Annotated in this window: 10 protein-coding genes and 1 pseudogene; 1 reads left to right on the top strand and 10 read right to left on the bottom strand. The window is 64.4% G+C overall.

Annotation, left to right across the window (positions count from 1 at the left end):
- Positions 1-91: 91 nt before the first annotated feature.
- The 8 genes and pseudogenes from pdxA to ACEOAC_RS01990 all read right to left on the bottom strand — a co-directional run bounded on the left by pdxA (position 92) and on the right by ACEOAC_RS01990 (position 9,146).
- Positions 92-2,427, bottom strand: a pseudogene (pdxA, locus tag ACEOAC_RS02025) (4-hydroxythreonine-4-phosphate dehydrogenase PdxA).
- A complete protein-coding gene (locus ACEOAC_RS02020) occupies positions 2,424-3,593 on the bottom strand; it encodes an iron-containing alcohol dehydrogenase (protein WP_413445847.1) in 1,170 nt (389 codons plus the stop codon). The pseudogene pdxA and the gene ACEOAC_RS02020 overlap by 4 nt, the downstream one beginning before the upstream one ends.
- Before the next feature lie 32 nt (positions 3,594-3,625).
- Positions 3,626-4,513: a 4-hydroxy-tetrahydrodipicolinate synthase gene (dapA, locus tag ACEOAC_RS02015; RefSeq protein WP_102662635.1), complete on the bottom strand. Its 888-nt coding sequence runs from the start codon at positions 4,511-4,513 to the stop codon at positions 3,626-3,628.
- Positions 4,514-4,915: 402 nt separating this feature from the next.
- Positions 4,916-5,680: a transporter substrate-binding domain-containing protein gene (locus ACEOAC_RS02010; RefSeq protein WP_413445088.1), complete on the bottom strand. Its 765-nt coding sequence runs from the start codon at positions 5,678-5,680 to the stop codon at positions 4,916-4,918.
- A gap of 89 nt (positions 5,681-5,769) precedes the next feature.
- Positions 5,770-6,564 (bottom strand): amino acid ABC transporter ATP-binding protein, encoded by a 795-nt coding sequence (locus ACEOAC_RS02005; protein WP_102662633.1) that lies wholly within the window; start codon positions 6,562-6,564, stop codon positions 5,770-5,772.
- Positions 6,548-7,201 carry an amino acid ABC transporter permease gene (locus tag ACEOAC_RS02000; RefSeq protein ID WP_006461182.1) on the bottom strand — a complete coding sequence of 218 codons (654 nt, stop codon included), beginning with the start codon at positions 7,199-7,201 and terminating at the stop codon, positions 6,548-6,550. Before ACEOAC_RS02000 ends, ACEOAC_RS02005 begins: the two co-directional genes overlap by 17 nt.
- Positions 7,198-7,995, bottom strand: coding sequence for an amino acid ABC transporter permease (locus ACEOAC_RS01995; RefSeq protein ID WP_413445086.1), 798 nt, complete (start codon positions 7,993-7,995; stop codon positions 7,198-7,200). Before ACEOAC_RS01995 ends, ACEOAC_RS02000 begins: the two co-directional genes overlap by 4 nt.
- Before the next feature lie 296 nt (positions 7,996-8,291).
- Positions 8,292-9,146, bottom strand: coding sequence for an NAD-dependent epimerase/dehydratase family protein (locus ACEOAC_RS01990; RefSeq protein WP_006461180.1), 855 nt, complete (start codon positions 9,144-9,146; stop codon positions 8,292-8,294).
- Positions 9,147-9,597: 451 nt separating this feature from the next.
- On the opposite strand from ACEOAC_RS01990, the gene ACEOAC_RS01985 reads away from it, so the two are divergent.
- Positions 9,598-11,235, top strand: coding sequence for a methyl-accepting chemotaxis protein (locus ACEOAC_RS01985; protein WP_413445085.1), 1,638 nt, complete (start codon positions 9,598-9,600; stop codon positions 11,233-11,235).
- A 79-nt stretch (positions 11,236-11,314) separates the two neighbouring features.
- Here ACEOAC_RS01985 and ACEOAC_RS01980 read toward each other — a convergent pair whose 3' ends face one another.
- A complete protein-coding gene (locus tag ACEOAC_RS01980) occupies positions 11,315-12,820 on the bottom strand; it encodes an efflux transporter outer membrane subunit (RefSeq protein WP_413445084.1) in 1,506 nt (501 codons plus the stop codon).
- A gap of 11 nt (positions 12,821-12,831) precedes the next feature.
- A complete protein-coding gene (locus tag ACEOAC_RS01975) occupies positions 12,832-15,987 on the bottom strand; it encodes an efflux RND transporter permease subunit (RefSeq protein WP_413445083.1) in 3,156 nt (1,051 codons plus the stop codon).
- Positions 15,988-15,996 lie beyond the last annotated feature (9 nt).

Genomic DNA, 15,996 nt, shown 5'->3' with positions numbered 1-15,996 from the left:
TTCTCCTCCCGATCCTCGAAGATCGGATAACGTTTTAGATGATTTTCTTATCGGACCGGGCGCCGCAGGATCGCGGCGCCGGCCATCTGCATCAGGCTGCCAGGGCAGCCCGGCGCGTGGCCAGGTCTTGTGCCTGCTTGAGCGCTTCCAGCATGCTTCCTTCGTCGGCGATACCACGGCCGGCGATGTCGAAGGCGGTACCGTGGTCCACCGACGTGCGGATCACCGGCAGGCCGACGGTGACGTTCACGCCCGCTTCCAGGCCCATCACCTTGACCGGACCGTGGCCCTGGTCGTGGTACATGGCCACCACCACGTCGAAGTCGCCACGGCCGGCGCGATAGAACAGGGTGTCGGCCGGCAGCGGGCCTTCGACGTCCCAGCCACGCGCCTTGAGCAGGTCGACGGCGGGGATGATCTTCTTTTCTTCCTCGCCATAACCGAACAGGCCGTTCTCGCCGGCGTGCGGATTGATGCCGCACACGCCGATGCGCGGCTGCGTGATGCCGGCGCGCACCAGGGTGTCGTGCGCCCGCTCGATGGTCCGTTGCACCAGCCCCGGTTCGATGCGGTTGATGGCATCCAGCAGGCCGATGTGGGTGGTGACGTGGATCACGCGCAGCTTGGGCGCCACCAGCATCATCGACACTTCGGGAATGCCGGTCAGGTGGGCCAGGATCTCGGTATGGCCGGGGAAGATATGGCCGCCGGCATGCAGGGCTTCCTTGTTCAGCGGGGCGGTGCAGATGGCATCGAGTTCACCGGCCGATGTCAGCTCCACGGTGCGGGCGATGTACTGGAAGGCGGCATTGCCGGCCACCGCCGAGAGCTTGCCATAGGGCAGATCGGCCGGGATCAGGCCGAGGTCGATGCAGTCGATCTCGCCGAAGGAAAAACGCGCCTCGGCAGGATTGGCGATGGCGCGTACCGTGAGGTCCACGCCGGTGATGCGGCCGGCATCGCGCAGGCGTCTGGCGTCGCCGATGACCAGCGGACGGCAGGCCTCATAGACTTCGCGCCGGGCCAGGCTTTTCATGATGATCTCCGGCCCCACGCCGGCGGCATCCCCCATGGTGATGCCGATAACCGGACGGTATGTCATAACTCTTCTCCAGTGGATGTGGGCGCTGCCGACGCAGCACCAGCTCGCCGGGCGGACAGTTGCCGCCATGCGCGATAAAGGGTATCGGGCCGGCCGAAGCCACCCGCCTTGGTCACGACCGGGAACTCCCGGTCCAGATGGCGTGCGCGCATGAGCGGCACGCCGGTGTCGATTTCGCTGACGATGCCCAGTTGCCGTACGCCCATGCGGGTCAACATGGCGCGCGCGGTCTCGCCGCCGGTGGCGATGAGCGCACTGGCATGTTGCGCCGCCGGTCCCAGGTGCTCGGCCAGTTGCCGCGCCAGCCGCGCACCGTCGCTGACGGCTGCGCGCTGGTCCTGGCTCACGGTCACCAGCACGCTGCGTCCCTGCTGTAGGGTCTGCGCGACCAGTTGCGCCAGCTCGCGAGCGCGAGTGGACATCGGGTCCAGCAGGGAAGTGGCATCGATGCTGCAGGCCAGGATTTCGGCACCAGCCTGTTCGGCCAAGGCTTCTGCCTGTGCGTGCGAGACACTGGACATGCTGCCCACGATCACCAGTACGCCGCCGGCATGAGTCGCCTTGTCGCTGAACCCGGCTGCCTGCGCCTGTCTCGGTACGGTCACCGCAGCTTGCCAGGTGCGCACCAGCGGCGTGGCCAGCCCGGCCGAGCCGACCCAGTAGAGTCCATCCAGGGGGGCCGAGGCCTCGGCGATGCACGCCAGGTCCTGCACGGTACGGGCGTCGCAGACCAATGCCTGCACGCCATCGGCCTGGCAGGCGATGATGCTGTGACGCACCTGTTGCAGGCCTTGATGCAGCGTATCCAGCCCCAGCAGCGCCACCTTCATGCCAGCCTGGCGCAGCATCTCCACCAGGTCGGCGCGGCCGGCGATGCGTTCATTGCGCCAGACTTCGGATTCTTCCACCGGCACGTCAAAGACATATTGCCGACCCTCCACCGTGGTGCGGCCGGCAGCGGGGAATGCCGGCGCGACGATGGCCATGCCGGCCCCGGTCAGCGCGGCGATCTCGGCGGCGACATTGCCGCGCAGGGTGGAATCGATTTTCTTGTACAGCCGACGTCCGTCGCTGTGCGCTTGCCAGGCCGCCGCATTGAGGCGGGCGGCGTCGCCCGGCGGCAGTCCGCGCGTGTCGGCATCCAGTGCCAGCACGTCCACGGCCTGCAGCGCGGCATCGGCATCGGCGCCCAGTGCCACCACACTGTCCAGCCCGAAATGGGTGCAGGTGACGGCGCAATCGGCGGTGCCCGACAGATCGTCACCGACGATCAGCAGGCGCGCGCGATCAGCAACGGTAGCGACAGCGGCAGCGGCCAAGGTCATGGCAGCAGCCTCTGGTAGATCGCCTTGATGTCTTCATGGCCGAGCGCCTTGGGATTGTTGCCCAGCAGGCGCTTGACCTTGGCGGCAGCAATCGCCAGCGGCTCCAGATGGGCTTCGGAAACACCGAACTGGCGCAGGTCCTGCGGAATCTCCAGCACCGCGGTCCATTCACGCAGGCGCGCCAGCAGCTTGTCGGCAGCAGCCTGATCGCTGTCGTCATGGCACGCGATCTGCAGCGCATGCGCCACCTTGGCCAGGCGGTCGACGATGGCATCCAGGTTGAAGGCCATCACATGCGGCAGCAGCATGGAATTGGCCACGCCGTGGGTGATGTTGAACATACCGCCCAAGGGATAGGCCAGTGCATGCACCGCCGCCGTGCCGGCTGCGGTCAGCGCCAGGCCGCCATACATGGACCCCATCAGCATGGCCTGGCGGGCGGACAGCGAATCGCCGTTCTGGTAGGCCTCGACCAGGTTGGCGCCGATCAGGCGCATCGATTCCATGGCGAACATATCGCTAACCGGATTGGCCTTGGTGGAGATATAGGATTCCAGCGCGTGGATGAAGGCATCCATGCCGGTCGCCGCCGTGATGGGCTTGGGCAGGCCGATGGTGAGCGTGGCATCCAGGATCACCAGTTGCGGCAGCAGGTGACGGCTGACGATACCGACCTTCAGTTCTTCGTCCGGCAAGGTGACGATGGCGTTGGGGGTGACTTCCGAACCTGTACCGGAGGTGGTCGGCACCAGCACCAGCGGCACGCCAGGACGCTTGATCAGGTCCACGCCCAGCCACTGGCGCAGCGGCTCCTCGTTGGTGAGGCGTACGGCGAAGAGCTTGGCCGCGTCCAGTACGCTACCGCCGCCGATGGACAGGATCGCGTCCGGGGCGAAGGGCGCGATCTGGCCGGCAAACACGGTTTCCACGTTCTCGATGGTCGGCTCGGGCTCCACGTCGTGCACCACCAGGGTCTGCACATCGTGCTGCGCCAGGGCCCGGACCACGCGGGCCACCACGCCCTTCTGTTCCATGATGGGCTGGGTGATCAGGGCGATCCGGCGCACCGGGCGATCCAGCAGGGCCAGCTTGTCGGCCAGTTGATCAAGACTGTGCGGGCCATGCACGATGTGCTTGACGGTCTGGAAGTGATAGGTAGTACTCATGGTCGGTCCTCGGATAGGCAGGCGCGGGCGGCTCAGGCCACGCGCGGATAGGCGGCGATGGCCTTCTTGAGCTTGTCCAGCGCGGCCTCGTCCAGCGGCAGCACGGGCGAGCGCGCCGGACCGGCTGGCATGCCCAGCAGGCCGGCGGCGGTCTTGAGCACCACCGGCAGGGTCCCCAGCGCAAAGGCGTCGCGCAGCGGGCGCAGCGCTTCCTGCGCCTGGCGGGCGGCGGCGATGTCGCCTTTGTGGAAGTTGTTCCAGATCGACATCACCACGCTCGGTACCGCATTGGTGGTGGCGGCCACCGCGCCGTCGCCACCGGCCATCAGGGTCCACAGGATCATGGAATCGGTTCCGGTGAAGACGGCGAAATCCTCACGTTTCAGATTGATCAGCTGCAGCAGGCGGTCGAAGTCGCCGCCGCTGTCCTTGATGCCGCGGATGTTCGGGATTTCCGACAGGCGGCGCACGGTGTCGATGTTCAGTTGCACGCCGGTCTTGGCGGGGATGGTGTAGAGCATGACCGGCAGCGAGGTGGCGCGGGCGATGCTGTCGTAGTGCTTGAACAGTTCGGCCTGGGTGGCGCCGTTGAAATAGGGCGTGATCACCGAGACCGCCTCGATGCCCTGGTCCTGCATCTTGCTGTTCAGGGCGATCACCTCGCGGGTGGCATAGGCGCCGGTGCCGGCGATGACCGGCACGCGGCCGCGCGCCTGGTCCACGGCGATGCGGGCCACGCGCAACTTTTCAGCCTCGGACAGGGAGATGAATTCGCCGTTGGTGCCCAGCACGAACAGGCCATGCACACCGGCCTCGATCAGGCGATCCACCAGCGTGCGCAGGCCCGCTTCGTCGATTTCCTCGTCCGGGGTCAGGGGCGTGATGAGTGCAGGGACGATGCCCTTGAAGTGAAGCGACATGCGATATCTCCGTCTGTTCTTGTGGTGACCGGATCAGTCCGGCCCCAATGAATGAGAGCCACTGCGCCTGAATAAAATGATCGATTCGATCATTATTTGAAGAAAACAAACGCGTCGGTTGTGGCTCAACGATTTTTTTGATCAAGATATACTGCTACAGAACCGAAATCAAGAGCCTCGGCAAATATTTTGATCGAAATATTCATTAAATGATGGGGGAAAGTGTCGTTTTCTTTCCCTTCGGGAATGAAATGCACGCAAAAACGACCAAGTCGGTCATTCCAGTCCCCTCTGCCCTGCCCCTCGATCAGCTGCTTCAGCCGCTGAAAATGAAAAGGACCGGGGATGCGACCCCGGTCCTGGTCTTGCGTCAGCGTTCAGACCGCTGCTGTCCGCACTTGCCTACTGCGGATTCTGGGTCGCCTGTGGCAGGTCGCGGCCGTGGTATTTCTTGTAGATGGCATTGAGCTTGCCGTTCTTCTGGTTGGTCCGCACCCAGTTGTCGATCCATTCCTTCAGGCGCGGCTGGTTCTTGTTCATGGCGATGCCCAGGTCGAAGGCCTTCTGCTCGAATTTCATTTCCAGGTTCTTGTCCGCTGCCTTCTTCTGCATCTCCTGCAGGTTGGACGGCGTGCTGGAGAACAGGTCGATCTGACCGGTCACCATCGAGGTGATCAGGGTGGCGTCGTCTTCATAGCGCACCACCTCGGCGCCTTTGGCGTTCTGCGTGGTCAGGGTGTCATTGGGGGTGGCGCGGGTGACGCCGACGCGCTTGCCGGCAAGGCCGGCGTAATCCTTGACGGCCATACTCCGTGGACCACCGATGATGAGACTGATAACCGCATAGGGTACCGAGAAATCAATGACCTTCTGCCGCTCCGGCGTGATCGACAGCGAGCCCACCACGATGTCGGCGCGATTGGCCTGCAGGGTCGGCACGCGGGCGGCATTGGTGACGCCGGCCAGCTCCAGCTGCACACCGAGGTCCTGTGCCAGCAGCCGCGCGGCGTCGACATCGGAACCGGCCAGTTGCAGCTTGTCGTCGGTGAAACCGAACAAGGGTGTGCTGATGGTGGTGGCAATGCGGATCTTGCCGGCCTTGCGGATATCGTCCAGCTGGTCGGCCAGTGCGCTCTGGGTGGCCAGGCCGAGCAGGACAAGGGCCATGGTGGTATGGGTCCAGCGGTAGAAGGATGGCAGGGGCATGTTGAGTCTCCGTTATAGATATGGGTGAAGCAGCAAGGGACGTCGTTGGGCTACAGGTCGGCAGCCAGGAAAGCCTTCAGTTCGGGGGTATGGGGATGGTCCAGCATCTCGCCGGGGCCGACTTCCCAGACCCGGCCCTGATGCATGTAGATGATGCGGTCGGCCACGCGCTTGGCGAAGTTCATCTCGTGCGTAACCAGCAGCATGGTCATGCCGTTGGCGGCCAGGTCTTCCATCACGCGCAGCACTTCACCGGTCAGTTGCGGGTCCAGCGCCGAGGTAACCTCGTCGAACAGCATCACCTTGGGCGACATTGCCAGCGAGCGCGCAATGGCCACACGCTGTTGCTGACCACCAGAGAGTTGCTCGGGATAGGCTGCGGCCTTTTCGTCCAGCCCGACCTGGGCCAGTGCCGCCAGTGCCACGCGTCGCGCCTCGGCCTTGTCCTGCTGCTTGACGTGGCGCAGGGCCAGCATCACGTTCTCCAGCACGTTCAGGTGGGGGAACAGGTTGTAGCTCTGGAAGACGATGCCCACCTCGCGGCGCAGGCGATGCAGGTCCACCTGCGGATCATCGACGCGGATGCCGGCCACCTCGATGCTGCCGGAGTCGATGGTCTCGAGCCGGTCGATGCAGCGCAGCGCCGTGCTCTTGCCCGAGCCCGAAGCGCCGATGATGGCGATCATTTCGCCGCGCGCGACCTCGAAGGACACCCCCTTCAGGACCTGGTTGTCGCCGAAGCTCTTGTAGACCTGATCGAGCCTGACGATGACGGGCTGCACCTCCTGGGCGGGCGCCACGGGACGCAGGTGCGTCACCGTCTCCGGATTAACGATTGCCGACATTGAGTTTTCTCTCCATGGATGCGCTCCAGCGCGATAAGGGATAGCAGAGCAGGAAATAGAAGGTTCCGACCAGCACGAATACCAGGAAGGGCTGGAAGATCGAGTTGTTGATGATCTGCCCGGCATGCGTGAGTTCGACGAAACCGATCACCGAGGCCAGCGAGGTCATCTTGATCAGCTGCACCAGGAAGCCGATGGTGGGTGGCAGAGACAAGCGAACCGCCTGCGGGATGATGACCAGGCGCAGTGTCTGCCAGCGCGTCAGCGAGAGGCATTCGGAAGCCTCCCACTGCGGCCGTGGCATGGCCTCCACGCAACCGCGCCAGATGTCGCCCAGATAGGCGCTGGCATAGATCATCATGGCGATGCTGGCCGCCACCAGCGCCGGCAGCACCAGGCCGTAGACCGACAGCCCGAAGTAGACGATGAACAGCAGGATCAGCAGGGGAATGCCCTGTATGCATTCAATGAAGAGCAAGGCGGGGCGCCGTAGCCAGGCCCGGGGCGAGATGCGCGCCAGCATCAAGAGGAAACCGCCGACACCGCCCAGCACGAAGGCCAGCGCCGAGAGCACCAGGGTCCAGCCGATGGACTGCACCAGGTAAAAGAAGTAGGTCCAGGTAAAGCCGCCCATCATGAGACCCTCCCACCGGTGCGGGCGCGCAGGCGTACGGCCGCATGCACGTAGGGTGTGTGGACCAGTGGCGCCGTGCCGGGCGGATCGTTCACCGGGCTGCGCCGGCCCTGGGCCGCGGCGCGAAGCAGGGTACGACGACGCTTGAAGATGGTCTCGCCCACGGCATAGGCGATCAGCTTGACCAGCACTGCCAGCACCAGATACAGCAGCGCCACCACGATATAGGTCTCCAGCGAACGGAAGGTATCGGACTGCACGGTATTGGCGATGGCCGTCAACTCTTCCGCCGAGATCTGCGAGGCCATCGCCGAGGCCTGCATCATCAGCAGGAACTGGCTGGTCAGTGCCGGATAGACGCGCTCGATGGCCGGCTGCAGCATCACGTGCCAGCGGATGCGCCAGGTCGACAGGCCCAGGCATTGCGCCGCCTCGATCTGGCCACGCGGCACGGAATCGATGCCGGCGCGGATGATCTCGGCCGCATAGGCGGCGATGTTGACCACCATCGCCAGGGTGGCCGCCGCGAAGGTCGGCATGCGCACGCCCAGGCTGGCCAGGCCGAAGTACAAGAGGAATATCTGTACCAGGAAGGGCGTATTGCGCACCACCTCGATATAGGCGCTGCACAGCTGGGCGAGGATGCGATTGCGGCTGTTCTTGGCGAACGCGACGAAGATGCCCACGCTCACTCCGGCGATGACGGCCACGCTGGTCATCCTTAACGTCAGCCAGGCGCCGCGCAGGAATACCGGCCAATAGGGGGCGAGGGGCGAGAAATCCAGAGAAAAGTTCATGGCTGCCGGTCCATCAAGGTGGAAGGAAACCGGACATCGGTGCGACGCGTGCGCGATCCTGCTGCGTGCGGGCGGCCCGGTGTACCGGGTGCTGCCTTGCTGCGATTCAGGTCAAGCTGCTGCTCAAACGCTTACATGCGGGACGGGCCGGCGCGCACTGGGGCGACGCGCTGCACATCGAGTGCTTTCAGGTCTGGCGGGTGAAGGACTTCACGCCGCCGGGGAGGTACTGCGCTGCTGCGATGACTGGGTACTGCCTTGCTATCGGGACCGGACGGAGAAACCTGGCCTGCCGCTCAGCCGACCAGGGGATCGAACGGACCGGCGGCCGTGAAGGCACCACCCTGCAGGGTCGCCACCGGATCATCCGGGGCCGGCTGCGGCTGGGCTTCCACCTTGGCGCGGAAGATCTCGGAACTGTCCTTGGGCGCATAGCCCAGATGGGCGGCGTAACGGTTATCCCACCAGGTGTGGGCATTGGCCGACATGCCATAGACCACGGTATGACCAACGTTCGGGGTGAACAGCGAGCGGCGCAAAAGCTGCTCGAAATCGTCCATGCTCATCCAGCTGGCCAGCATGCGGCGATTGGTCGCCTCGGGGAAGATCGAACCGATGCGGATGCTCACCGTCTCCACGCCATAGCGGTCGAAGTAGAACTGCGCCATGTCTTCGCCATAGGACTTGGACAGCCCGTAGTAACCGTCGGGACGACGCAGGTCATGCGCATCGATGCGCTGGTCCTGGCGATAGAAACCGGTGACGTGGTTGGAACTGGCGAAGATGACCCGCTTGACGCCATGGCGGCGTGCCGCTTCATAGATGTGGAAGACGCCCTTGATGTTGGCTTCCAGGATTTCCTCGAAGGGCCGTTCCACCGACACCCCGCCCAGGTGGATGATGGCCTCGCAGCCGGCCACCATGGCATCGACTGCAACACGGTCGGCCAGGTCGCACCCCAGTACCTGCTCGTGGGGCGCTGCCGGGCCGGCCGCCTCCATGGCGCTGGCGAGATCGGCCAGTCGCACGCTGTCGGCAAAGGATGCCAGGCGCGGGCGCAACTGCTTGCCCACGCCACCGGCCGCGCCGGTCAGCAACAGGCGGGAAAAGCGTGCGGTCTGCCACGCATCGCGATCGGAATCTGCGCTCATGCGGGCTGTCTCCTGATGGTTGCTCATCGTTGTTGTTGTGGAATCGGGTTCAACGGCGACATCGCGAACAAGATGCCATCGTTGCAAACGATCTTGTACGTTGTCGTATCACTTGCGGATTATTCCCGCCGGGCGAGGCCTTGTCAAATGGATTTATATGGCGAACAAGGCGCGTCAAAATCGCGACAGTGTAGGCAATTCTCACGGGAAAATCACACGATATATCCTCTATCTCTCAACAAAACAACGTTAACTCGCATCAAATGAGATAAACGTACGATCGTATCCGAAAGTCCTTGGAGCTGGGAATTATTCTCATCTAAAATCTTTTCCACCGGGAAAGTGAACCTGCAACGCGCCCTCCCCAACGGCCATCGCGGCAGGCAATCCTGCTCCTCCTCCTCCGCTGCCCCCACAGCCGGACTCCACGTACAAGAAAAGTCACAATCCCATGAATCATCTGAGCAAGCTCAAGATCGGGACCCAGCTGCGTCTCGGCTTCGGCATCGTCATCGCATTGATGCTGGTGCTGATCGCCATCGCGCTGGTCCGCATGCAGTCCATCTCCGGCGCGATGCGCTACCAGAACCAGGTCACCGCCAGCAAGCTGGAGCCGCTGTACATCGCCCGCGAGGCACTGGACCAGACCGGCATCGCTGCCCGCAACGCCTATATCTTCCGCGATGATGCCGACGCCACCCGCGAACTGGCCCTGCTGGATGAGCAAAAGGCCATCTACCTGGCAGCGCTGCGCCAGCTGGAAGCAGTCATGGCGGGCAATGCCCAGTTCGAGAAGGCCAAAAGCGGCCTCATCAGCATGGCCGACGAACTGAAGCGGCCGCGCCGCTATCGCGAGAGCGGCCAGATGGAAGCCTATGGCCAGTTCCTCGTGAAGGAATGCAGCCCGCTGCGGCGCCAGATCGTCAGCGACATCGACACCCTGCTCAAGACCGTGCAACGTGAAAACCAGCAGGCCAGTGATGCCGCCGAAGCCCTGTTCGACAGCTCGCTGCGCCTGATCGTGGTGTGTGCCGCGATCATCCTCGCAGTCTCGATCGTCACGGCCTGGCTGATCCGACGCAGCCTGCTGGGCCAGCTGGGTGGCGAACCACGCTACGCGGTGGAAATCGCCGGGCGCATCGCCGACGGCGAACTGGCCACGCCCGTCCATACCGAACCGGGTGACCGCTCCAGCCTGATCCATGAAATCCGCATCATGCGCGACAAGCTGGCCTCGCTGGTCCAGCAGGTCCGCAGCGGCACCCACACCATCGCCAGCGCCTCGACTGAAATCGCCATGGGCAACCAGAACCTGTCGGAACGCACCGAACAACAGGCCGATACCCTGGAAAAAACGGTGATCGCCATGGATGAACTGAGCCAGGCGGTGCGCCGTAATGCCGACAATGCGCAGCAGGCCGAGACGCTGGCCGCCTCGGCATCGGACATCGCCAGCCAGGGTGGCGCGGTGGTCCAGCAGGTGGTCGAGACCATGGGCGTGATCGATGCCTCCTCGCGCAAGATCGTGGACATCATCAGCGTGATCGACGGCATCGCCTTCCAGACCAATATCCTGGCGCTCAATGCCGCCGTCGAAGCGGCGCGTGCCGGTGAACAGGGACGCGGTTTCGCGGTCGTGGCCTCGGAGGTCCGGTCGCTGGCGCAACGCTCGGCCGCCGCCGCCCGCGAGATCAAGCACCTCATCGACAGTTCGGTGGCCAGCGTGGCCGACGGCAGTCGCCTGGTGCAGCATGCCGGCGGCACCATGCAGGAAGTGGTGACCAGCGTGCAGCGCGTCACCTCCGTGGTGGCCGAGATCAGCGCCGCAGGTCGCCAGCAGGCCGAAGGCATCCAGGCGATGCAGCACGCCATCGCGCGTCTGGATGAAAACACCCAGCAGAACGCCGCGCTGGTCGAAGAAGCCGCAGCAGCCTCGCAATCGATGAGCCAGCAGGCCGACCATCTGAACCACCTGGTGGATGCCTTCAAGCTCAGTGCAGCGCAGATGGAAGGTCAGCCGGCACAGGAGGATGGAGAACACCGCACCATCGATATCACGCCCGCGCGCGCCAGCCTCGGTCTGCGCTGATCCAGGAAGAAATGGAAATAGAAACGCCGCGACCCGGTAACAGGTCGCGGCGTTTCATCTTGTGAGCCGGCCAATGCAATCAGGAAGGCGCACCCTTGTCCGCAGCCGAGGCCGAAGCCGACGCGGGCTGGGTCTGCTGGGTCTGCTCGTACCAGCCACCGCCCAGCACCTTGTAGAGCGTGATGCGATTGCTCTGCTCGGTCAGCCGCAGCGAGATCAGGGTCTGCTGCGCCGAATAGAGCGTACGCTGCGCCACCAGCGTCGTGAGGTAGCTGTCGATGCCGTTCCTGTAGCGCGCCTCGGACAGGCGGAATGCCTTGTCGCTGGCGGCGGTCGCCTTGCCCTGGGCATCCAGTTGCTGATCCAGCGTGGCGCGCACGGCCAGCGCATCGGCCACTTCACGGAAGGCGGTCTGGATGGCCTTCTCGTAATTGGCCACGTCGATGTTGCGGGTGATCTTGGCCGCATCCAGGCTGGCGCGCAGGCTGCCGGCATTGAAGATGGGCAGGTTGATGGACGGTACGAAGCTCCAGCTGCCGCTGCCCGCCTTGAACAAGCCCCCCAGCGTACGACTGGCAGTGCCGCCATCGGCAGTGAGCGAGATACTGGGGAAGAAGGCCGCACGCGCCGCCCCGATATCGGCATTGGCGGACTTGAGCGTATGCTCGGCCGCCAGCACGTCCGGACGACGCAACAGCACTGCCGAGGGCAGGCCGGACGGGGTGGAGGGCAGCACGCTGGCGGTTTCCGGCAGGCCGCTGGGCAACAGCGCCGCATCGACATCCGTGCCCACCAGCAGACGCAAGGCATTGATATCCTGCGCCACCTGGCTGGTATAGCTGGCCACGTCGGCACGGGCGCTTTCCACGGTGGCTTCCTGGCTGGCCAGGTCGACCCCGGAGACGGTGCCGATCTCGTGACTGCGCTGGCTCAGTTCGAAGGTACGTGACTGGCTGGCATAGGTGTCCTGCGCCAGCTTCAGGCGCTCGCGATCGGAGGCCAGCGTGAGCCAGGCCGTGGCGACCTCGGCCACCAGGCTGATGTGGGTGCTGCGGCGGGTCTCGACCTGGTACTGGTAGGTCTCCAGCGCGGCGTCGGAGAGGTTCTTCAGGCGACCGAAGAAATCCAGCTCGTAGGCGCTGATGCCCACCGTAACGCTCTGCTGGCGCGTCACCGTGGCGCGGCCACTGGTGGATAACTCGGACGGCGTGCGGCTGGCGCTGCTGGTGCCGGTGGCGGAGATGGCCGGATAGCGGTCGGCATCGGCGATGCGATATTCGGCCCGCGCCTTCTCGATGTTCAAGGCAGCCACGCGCAGGTCGCGATTGTTCTCCAGCGCGGCGGCGATCACCTGCTGCAGGCGCGGGTCGAGGAAGAACTCACGCCAGCCCAGCTGGTCGGCATCGATCTCGCCGGCAGCGCGCGAACCACCGGTGACCAAGGGCTTGCCATCGACCTGTTGCGACCAGCTGCCCGGTACCGGCGCGGCCGGTTGCGCATAGTCTGGCGCGAGGTTGGCGCAGCCGGCCAGGGCAGCGCTCAGGGCCAGCGCCAGGACGGTGCGCAGGTGTTTGTTGTGGATCATCGGGCGCATCATCACAGGCCCTCCTTTGGCATGGCGTGATCGTCATCCCGGCGCGGTCTGGCCGCGGCGCGGCGGTCCAGCCAGGTGCCGATCAGGTAATAGAACAAGGGCACGAAGAAGATGCCCAGCATGGTGGCCGACAGCATCCCGCCCAGCACACCAGTACCGATGGCACGGCGGCTGGCCGAGCCGGCACCGCTGGCCAGGGCCAGTGGCAGCACGCCGAACATGAACGCCAGCGAGGTCATCAGGATCGGCCGCAGGCGCAGCTGCACCGCCTCCAGCGTGGCATCGCGCAGGCTCTTGCCGGACTCGTGCAACTGCTTGGCAAATTCCACGATCAGGATCGCGTTCTTGGCCGACAGGCCCACCGTGGTCAGCAGGCCGACCTGGAAATACACGTCATTGGACATGCCGAAGACACCGGTGAGCAGCACGGTACCCACAATCCCCAGCGGCACCGCGAGGATCACCGCGAAGGGAACCGACCAGCTCTCGTAGAGCGCTGCCAGGCAGAGGAACACGAAGAGGATGGAAATCGCATACAGCATTGGTGCCTGGTTGCCCGAGAGCCGCTCCTGGTAGGACGAACCAGTCCACTCGAAACCGATGCCCGCCGGCAGTTGCGCCACCAGCTTTTCCACCTCCGCCATGGCGGTCCCCGAACTCACCCCGGCCGCCGGTTCACCGACGATCTCGAAGGAAGACACGCCGTTGTAGCGCTCCAGCAGCGACGGTCCATAGGTCCATTTGCTGCTCATGAAGGCCGAGAACGGCACCATCTGGCTGGCCGAGTTGCGCACATACCAGCGGTTGAGGTCATCGGCCTGCATGCGGAACGGCGCATCGCCCTGCACATAGACCTTCTTGACCCGGCCATTGCTGAGGAAGTCGTTGACGTAGGTACCGCCCATGGCGGTGGCCAGGGTGGCATTGATATCGGCGGTCGCAATCGACAGCGCATCAGCCTTGCGGTCATCGATGGCCACGCGCAGCTGCGGCGTATCGTCCAGGCCGGTGGTGCGCACGTTGGCCAACAGCGCATTGCTGCGCGCCAGCTGCAGGAACTGGTCGCGTGCCTTCAACAGGGCATCGTGACCCACACCACCGACGTCCTTCAGTTCGAGGTCGAAGCCGGAACTCTGACCCAGGCCACGCACCGCCGGCGGGTTCATCAGGAACACCCGCGCGCCACGGATCTTGGACAGGTCCGCATTGGCACGACGCACCAGAGCCGAGGCCGACTGGTCAGTCCCCGTGCGCGCATCCCAGGGCTTGAGGCGGATGAAGGCCCGCGCACCGTTCTGGCTATTGCCGCCCACGCCGGCACCGACGATGGCCAGCACCGAATCGACCGACTCCGGCTTGTTCATGAAGTATTCCTGCACGGTCTTGACCACGGTGGCGGTCTGCTCGGCCGTGGCGCCGGTAGGCAGCTGGATCTGCGCCATCAGCACGCCCTGGTCCTCTTCCGGCAGGAAGGATGTCGGCAGGCGCATGAACAGGATCGCCATGGCCGCCGCGATCAGGGCATACATCAGCAGGCCGCGCTTGCCACGCTGCAGCAGGCCGGCCACGCCACCCTGGTAGCGCGTGGCACTGCGATCGAAGGTGCGGTTGAACCAGGTGAAGAAACGGCCCTGCTGCACATGGCCGGCGGCATGGGGCTTCAACAGTGTGGCGCACAGCGCCGGGGTCAGGGTCAGCGCCACCATCACCGACAGCGCCATGGCCGAGACGATGGTGATGGAGAACTGGCGATAGATCACGCCGGTGGAGCCACCGAAGAAGGCCATCGGAATGAACACCGCCGACAGCACCATGGCAATGCCCACCAGCGCGCCGGTGATCTCCTGCATGGACTTGCGGGTAGCCTCACGGGGACTGAGTTTTTCCTCGCTCATCAGGCGTTCGACGTTCTCGACCACCACGATGGCATCGTCCACCAGCAGGCCGATGGCCAGCACCAGGCCGAACATGGTCAGCGTGTTGATCGAATAGCCGAACATGGCGAGGATGCCGAAGGTCCCCAGCAGCACCACCGGCACCGTGATGGCCGGGATGAAGGTAGCCCGCAGGTTCTGCAGGAACAAGTACATGATCAGCACCACCAGCACGATGGCTTCGATCAGGGTCTTGACCACCTCTTCCAGGGACACCCTCACAAACGGCGTGGTGTCATAGGCGACATTGGTCTTGAGCTTCATGGAGGCCGGGAAGTACGGCTCCAGCTCGGCCATCTTCTGCTTGACCGCATCGGCCGTGGCCAGCGCATTGGCGCCGGTGGCCAGCTGGATGGCCAGCGCCGAGGACGGCTTGCCGTTCTGCTGCGAGGCCACCTGGTAACTCTCGCCACCGAGCTCCACCCGCGCCACGTCGGAAAGCTTGACCAGCGAACCATCGGCCGATGACTTGACGATGATGTTGCGGAATTCATCGGGCGTGGTCAGCTTGCTGCGCGCGGTGATGGTGGCATTGATCTGCTGGCCGGGCCGGGCCGGCAGCGCACCGATCTCGCCAGCGGAGACTTCGGTGTTCTGGGCTTCCAGGGCGCTGGTGACGTCGGACGGCATCAGCGCATATTTCTGCAGCTTGGCGGGATCGATCCAGATGCGCATCGCATAGTTGGTCCCGAAGGCGGTGACGTCACCCACGCCCTCGACCCGACTGATCTGGTCGGTCAAGGTGCTGCTGATGAAGTCGCCGATATCGATGCTGGTGATGCGCGGATCATCCGAGGTCAACGACAACACCATCAGGATGTCGGTGGACGCCTTGGTGACGGTCACACCATTGTTCTGCACCGCCTGCGGCAGCCGCGCCGTGACCTGCTGCAGCTTGTTCTGCACCTGCATCTGCGCCACGTCCGGATTGGTGCCGGCGGTGAAGGTGAGCGACACCGTGGCGCTGCCGGCCGAGCTGGAGCTGGCCGACATGTATTGCAGGTTGTCCAGGCCCTTCATCTGCTGCTCGATGACCTGGGTCACCGAATCCTCCAGGGTCTTGGCCGAGGCACCGGTATAGGTGGCCTTGATGTTGACCTTGGGCGGGGCGATGTCAGGATACTGCTCCAGCGACAAGGAACGGATGGCCATCAGGCCACCCAGCATGATGATGATGGCGATGACCCACGCGAAGATGGGCCGGTCGATGAAGAAACGTGCCATGTGCGCCCC

The organism is Herbaspirillum frisingense (assembly GCF_047325095.1).
Taxonomy (GTDB): Bacteria; Pseudomonadota; Gammaproteobacteria; order Burkholderiales; family Burkholderiaceae_D; genus Herbaspirillum; species Herbaspirillum frisingense.
Note: the sequence above shows the minus strand (reverse complement) of the source record. Positions and strands in the feature narration are given on the sequence as shown.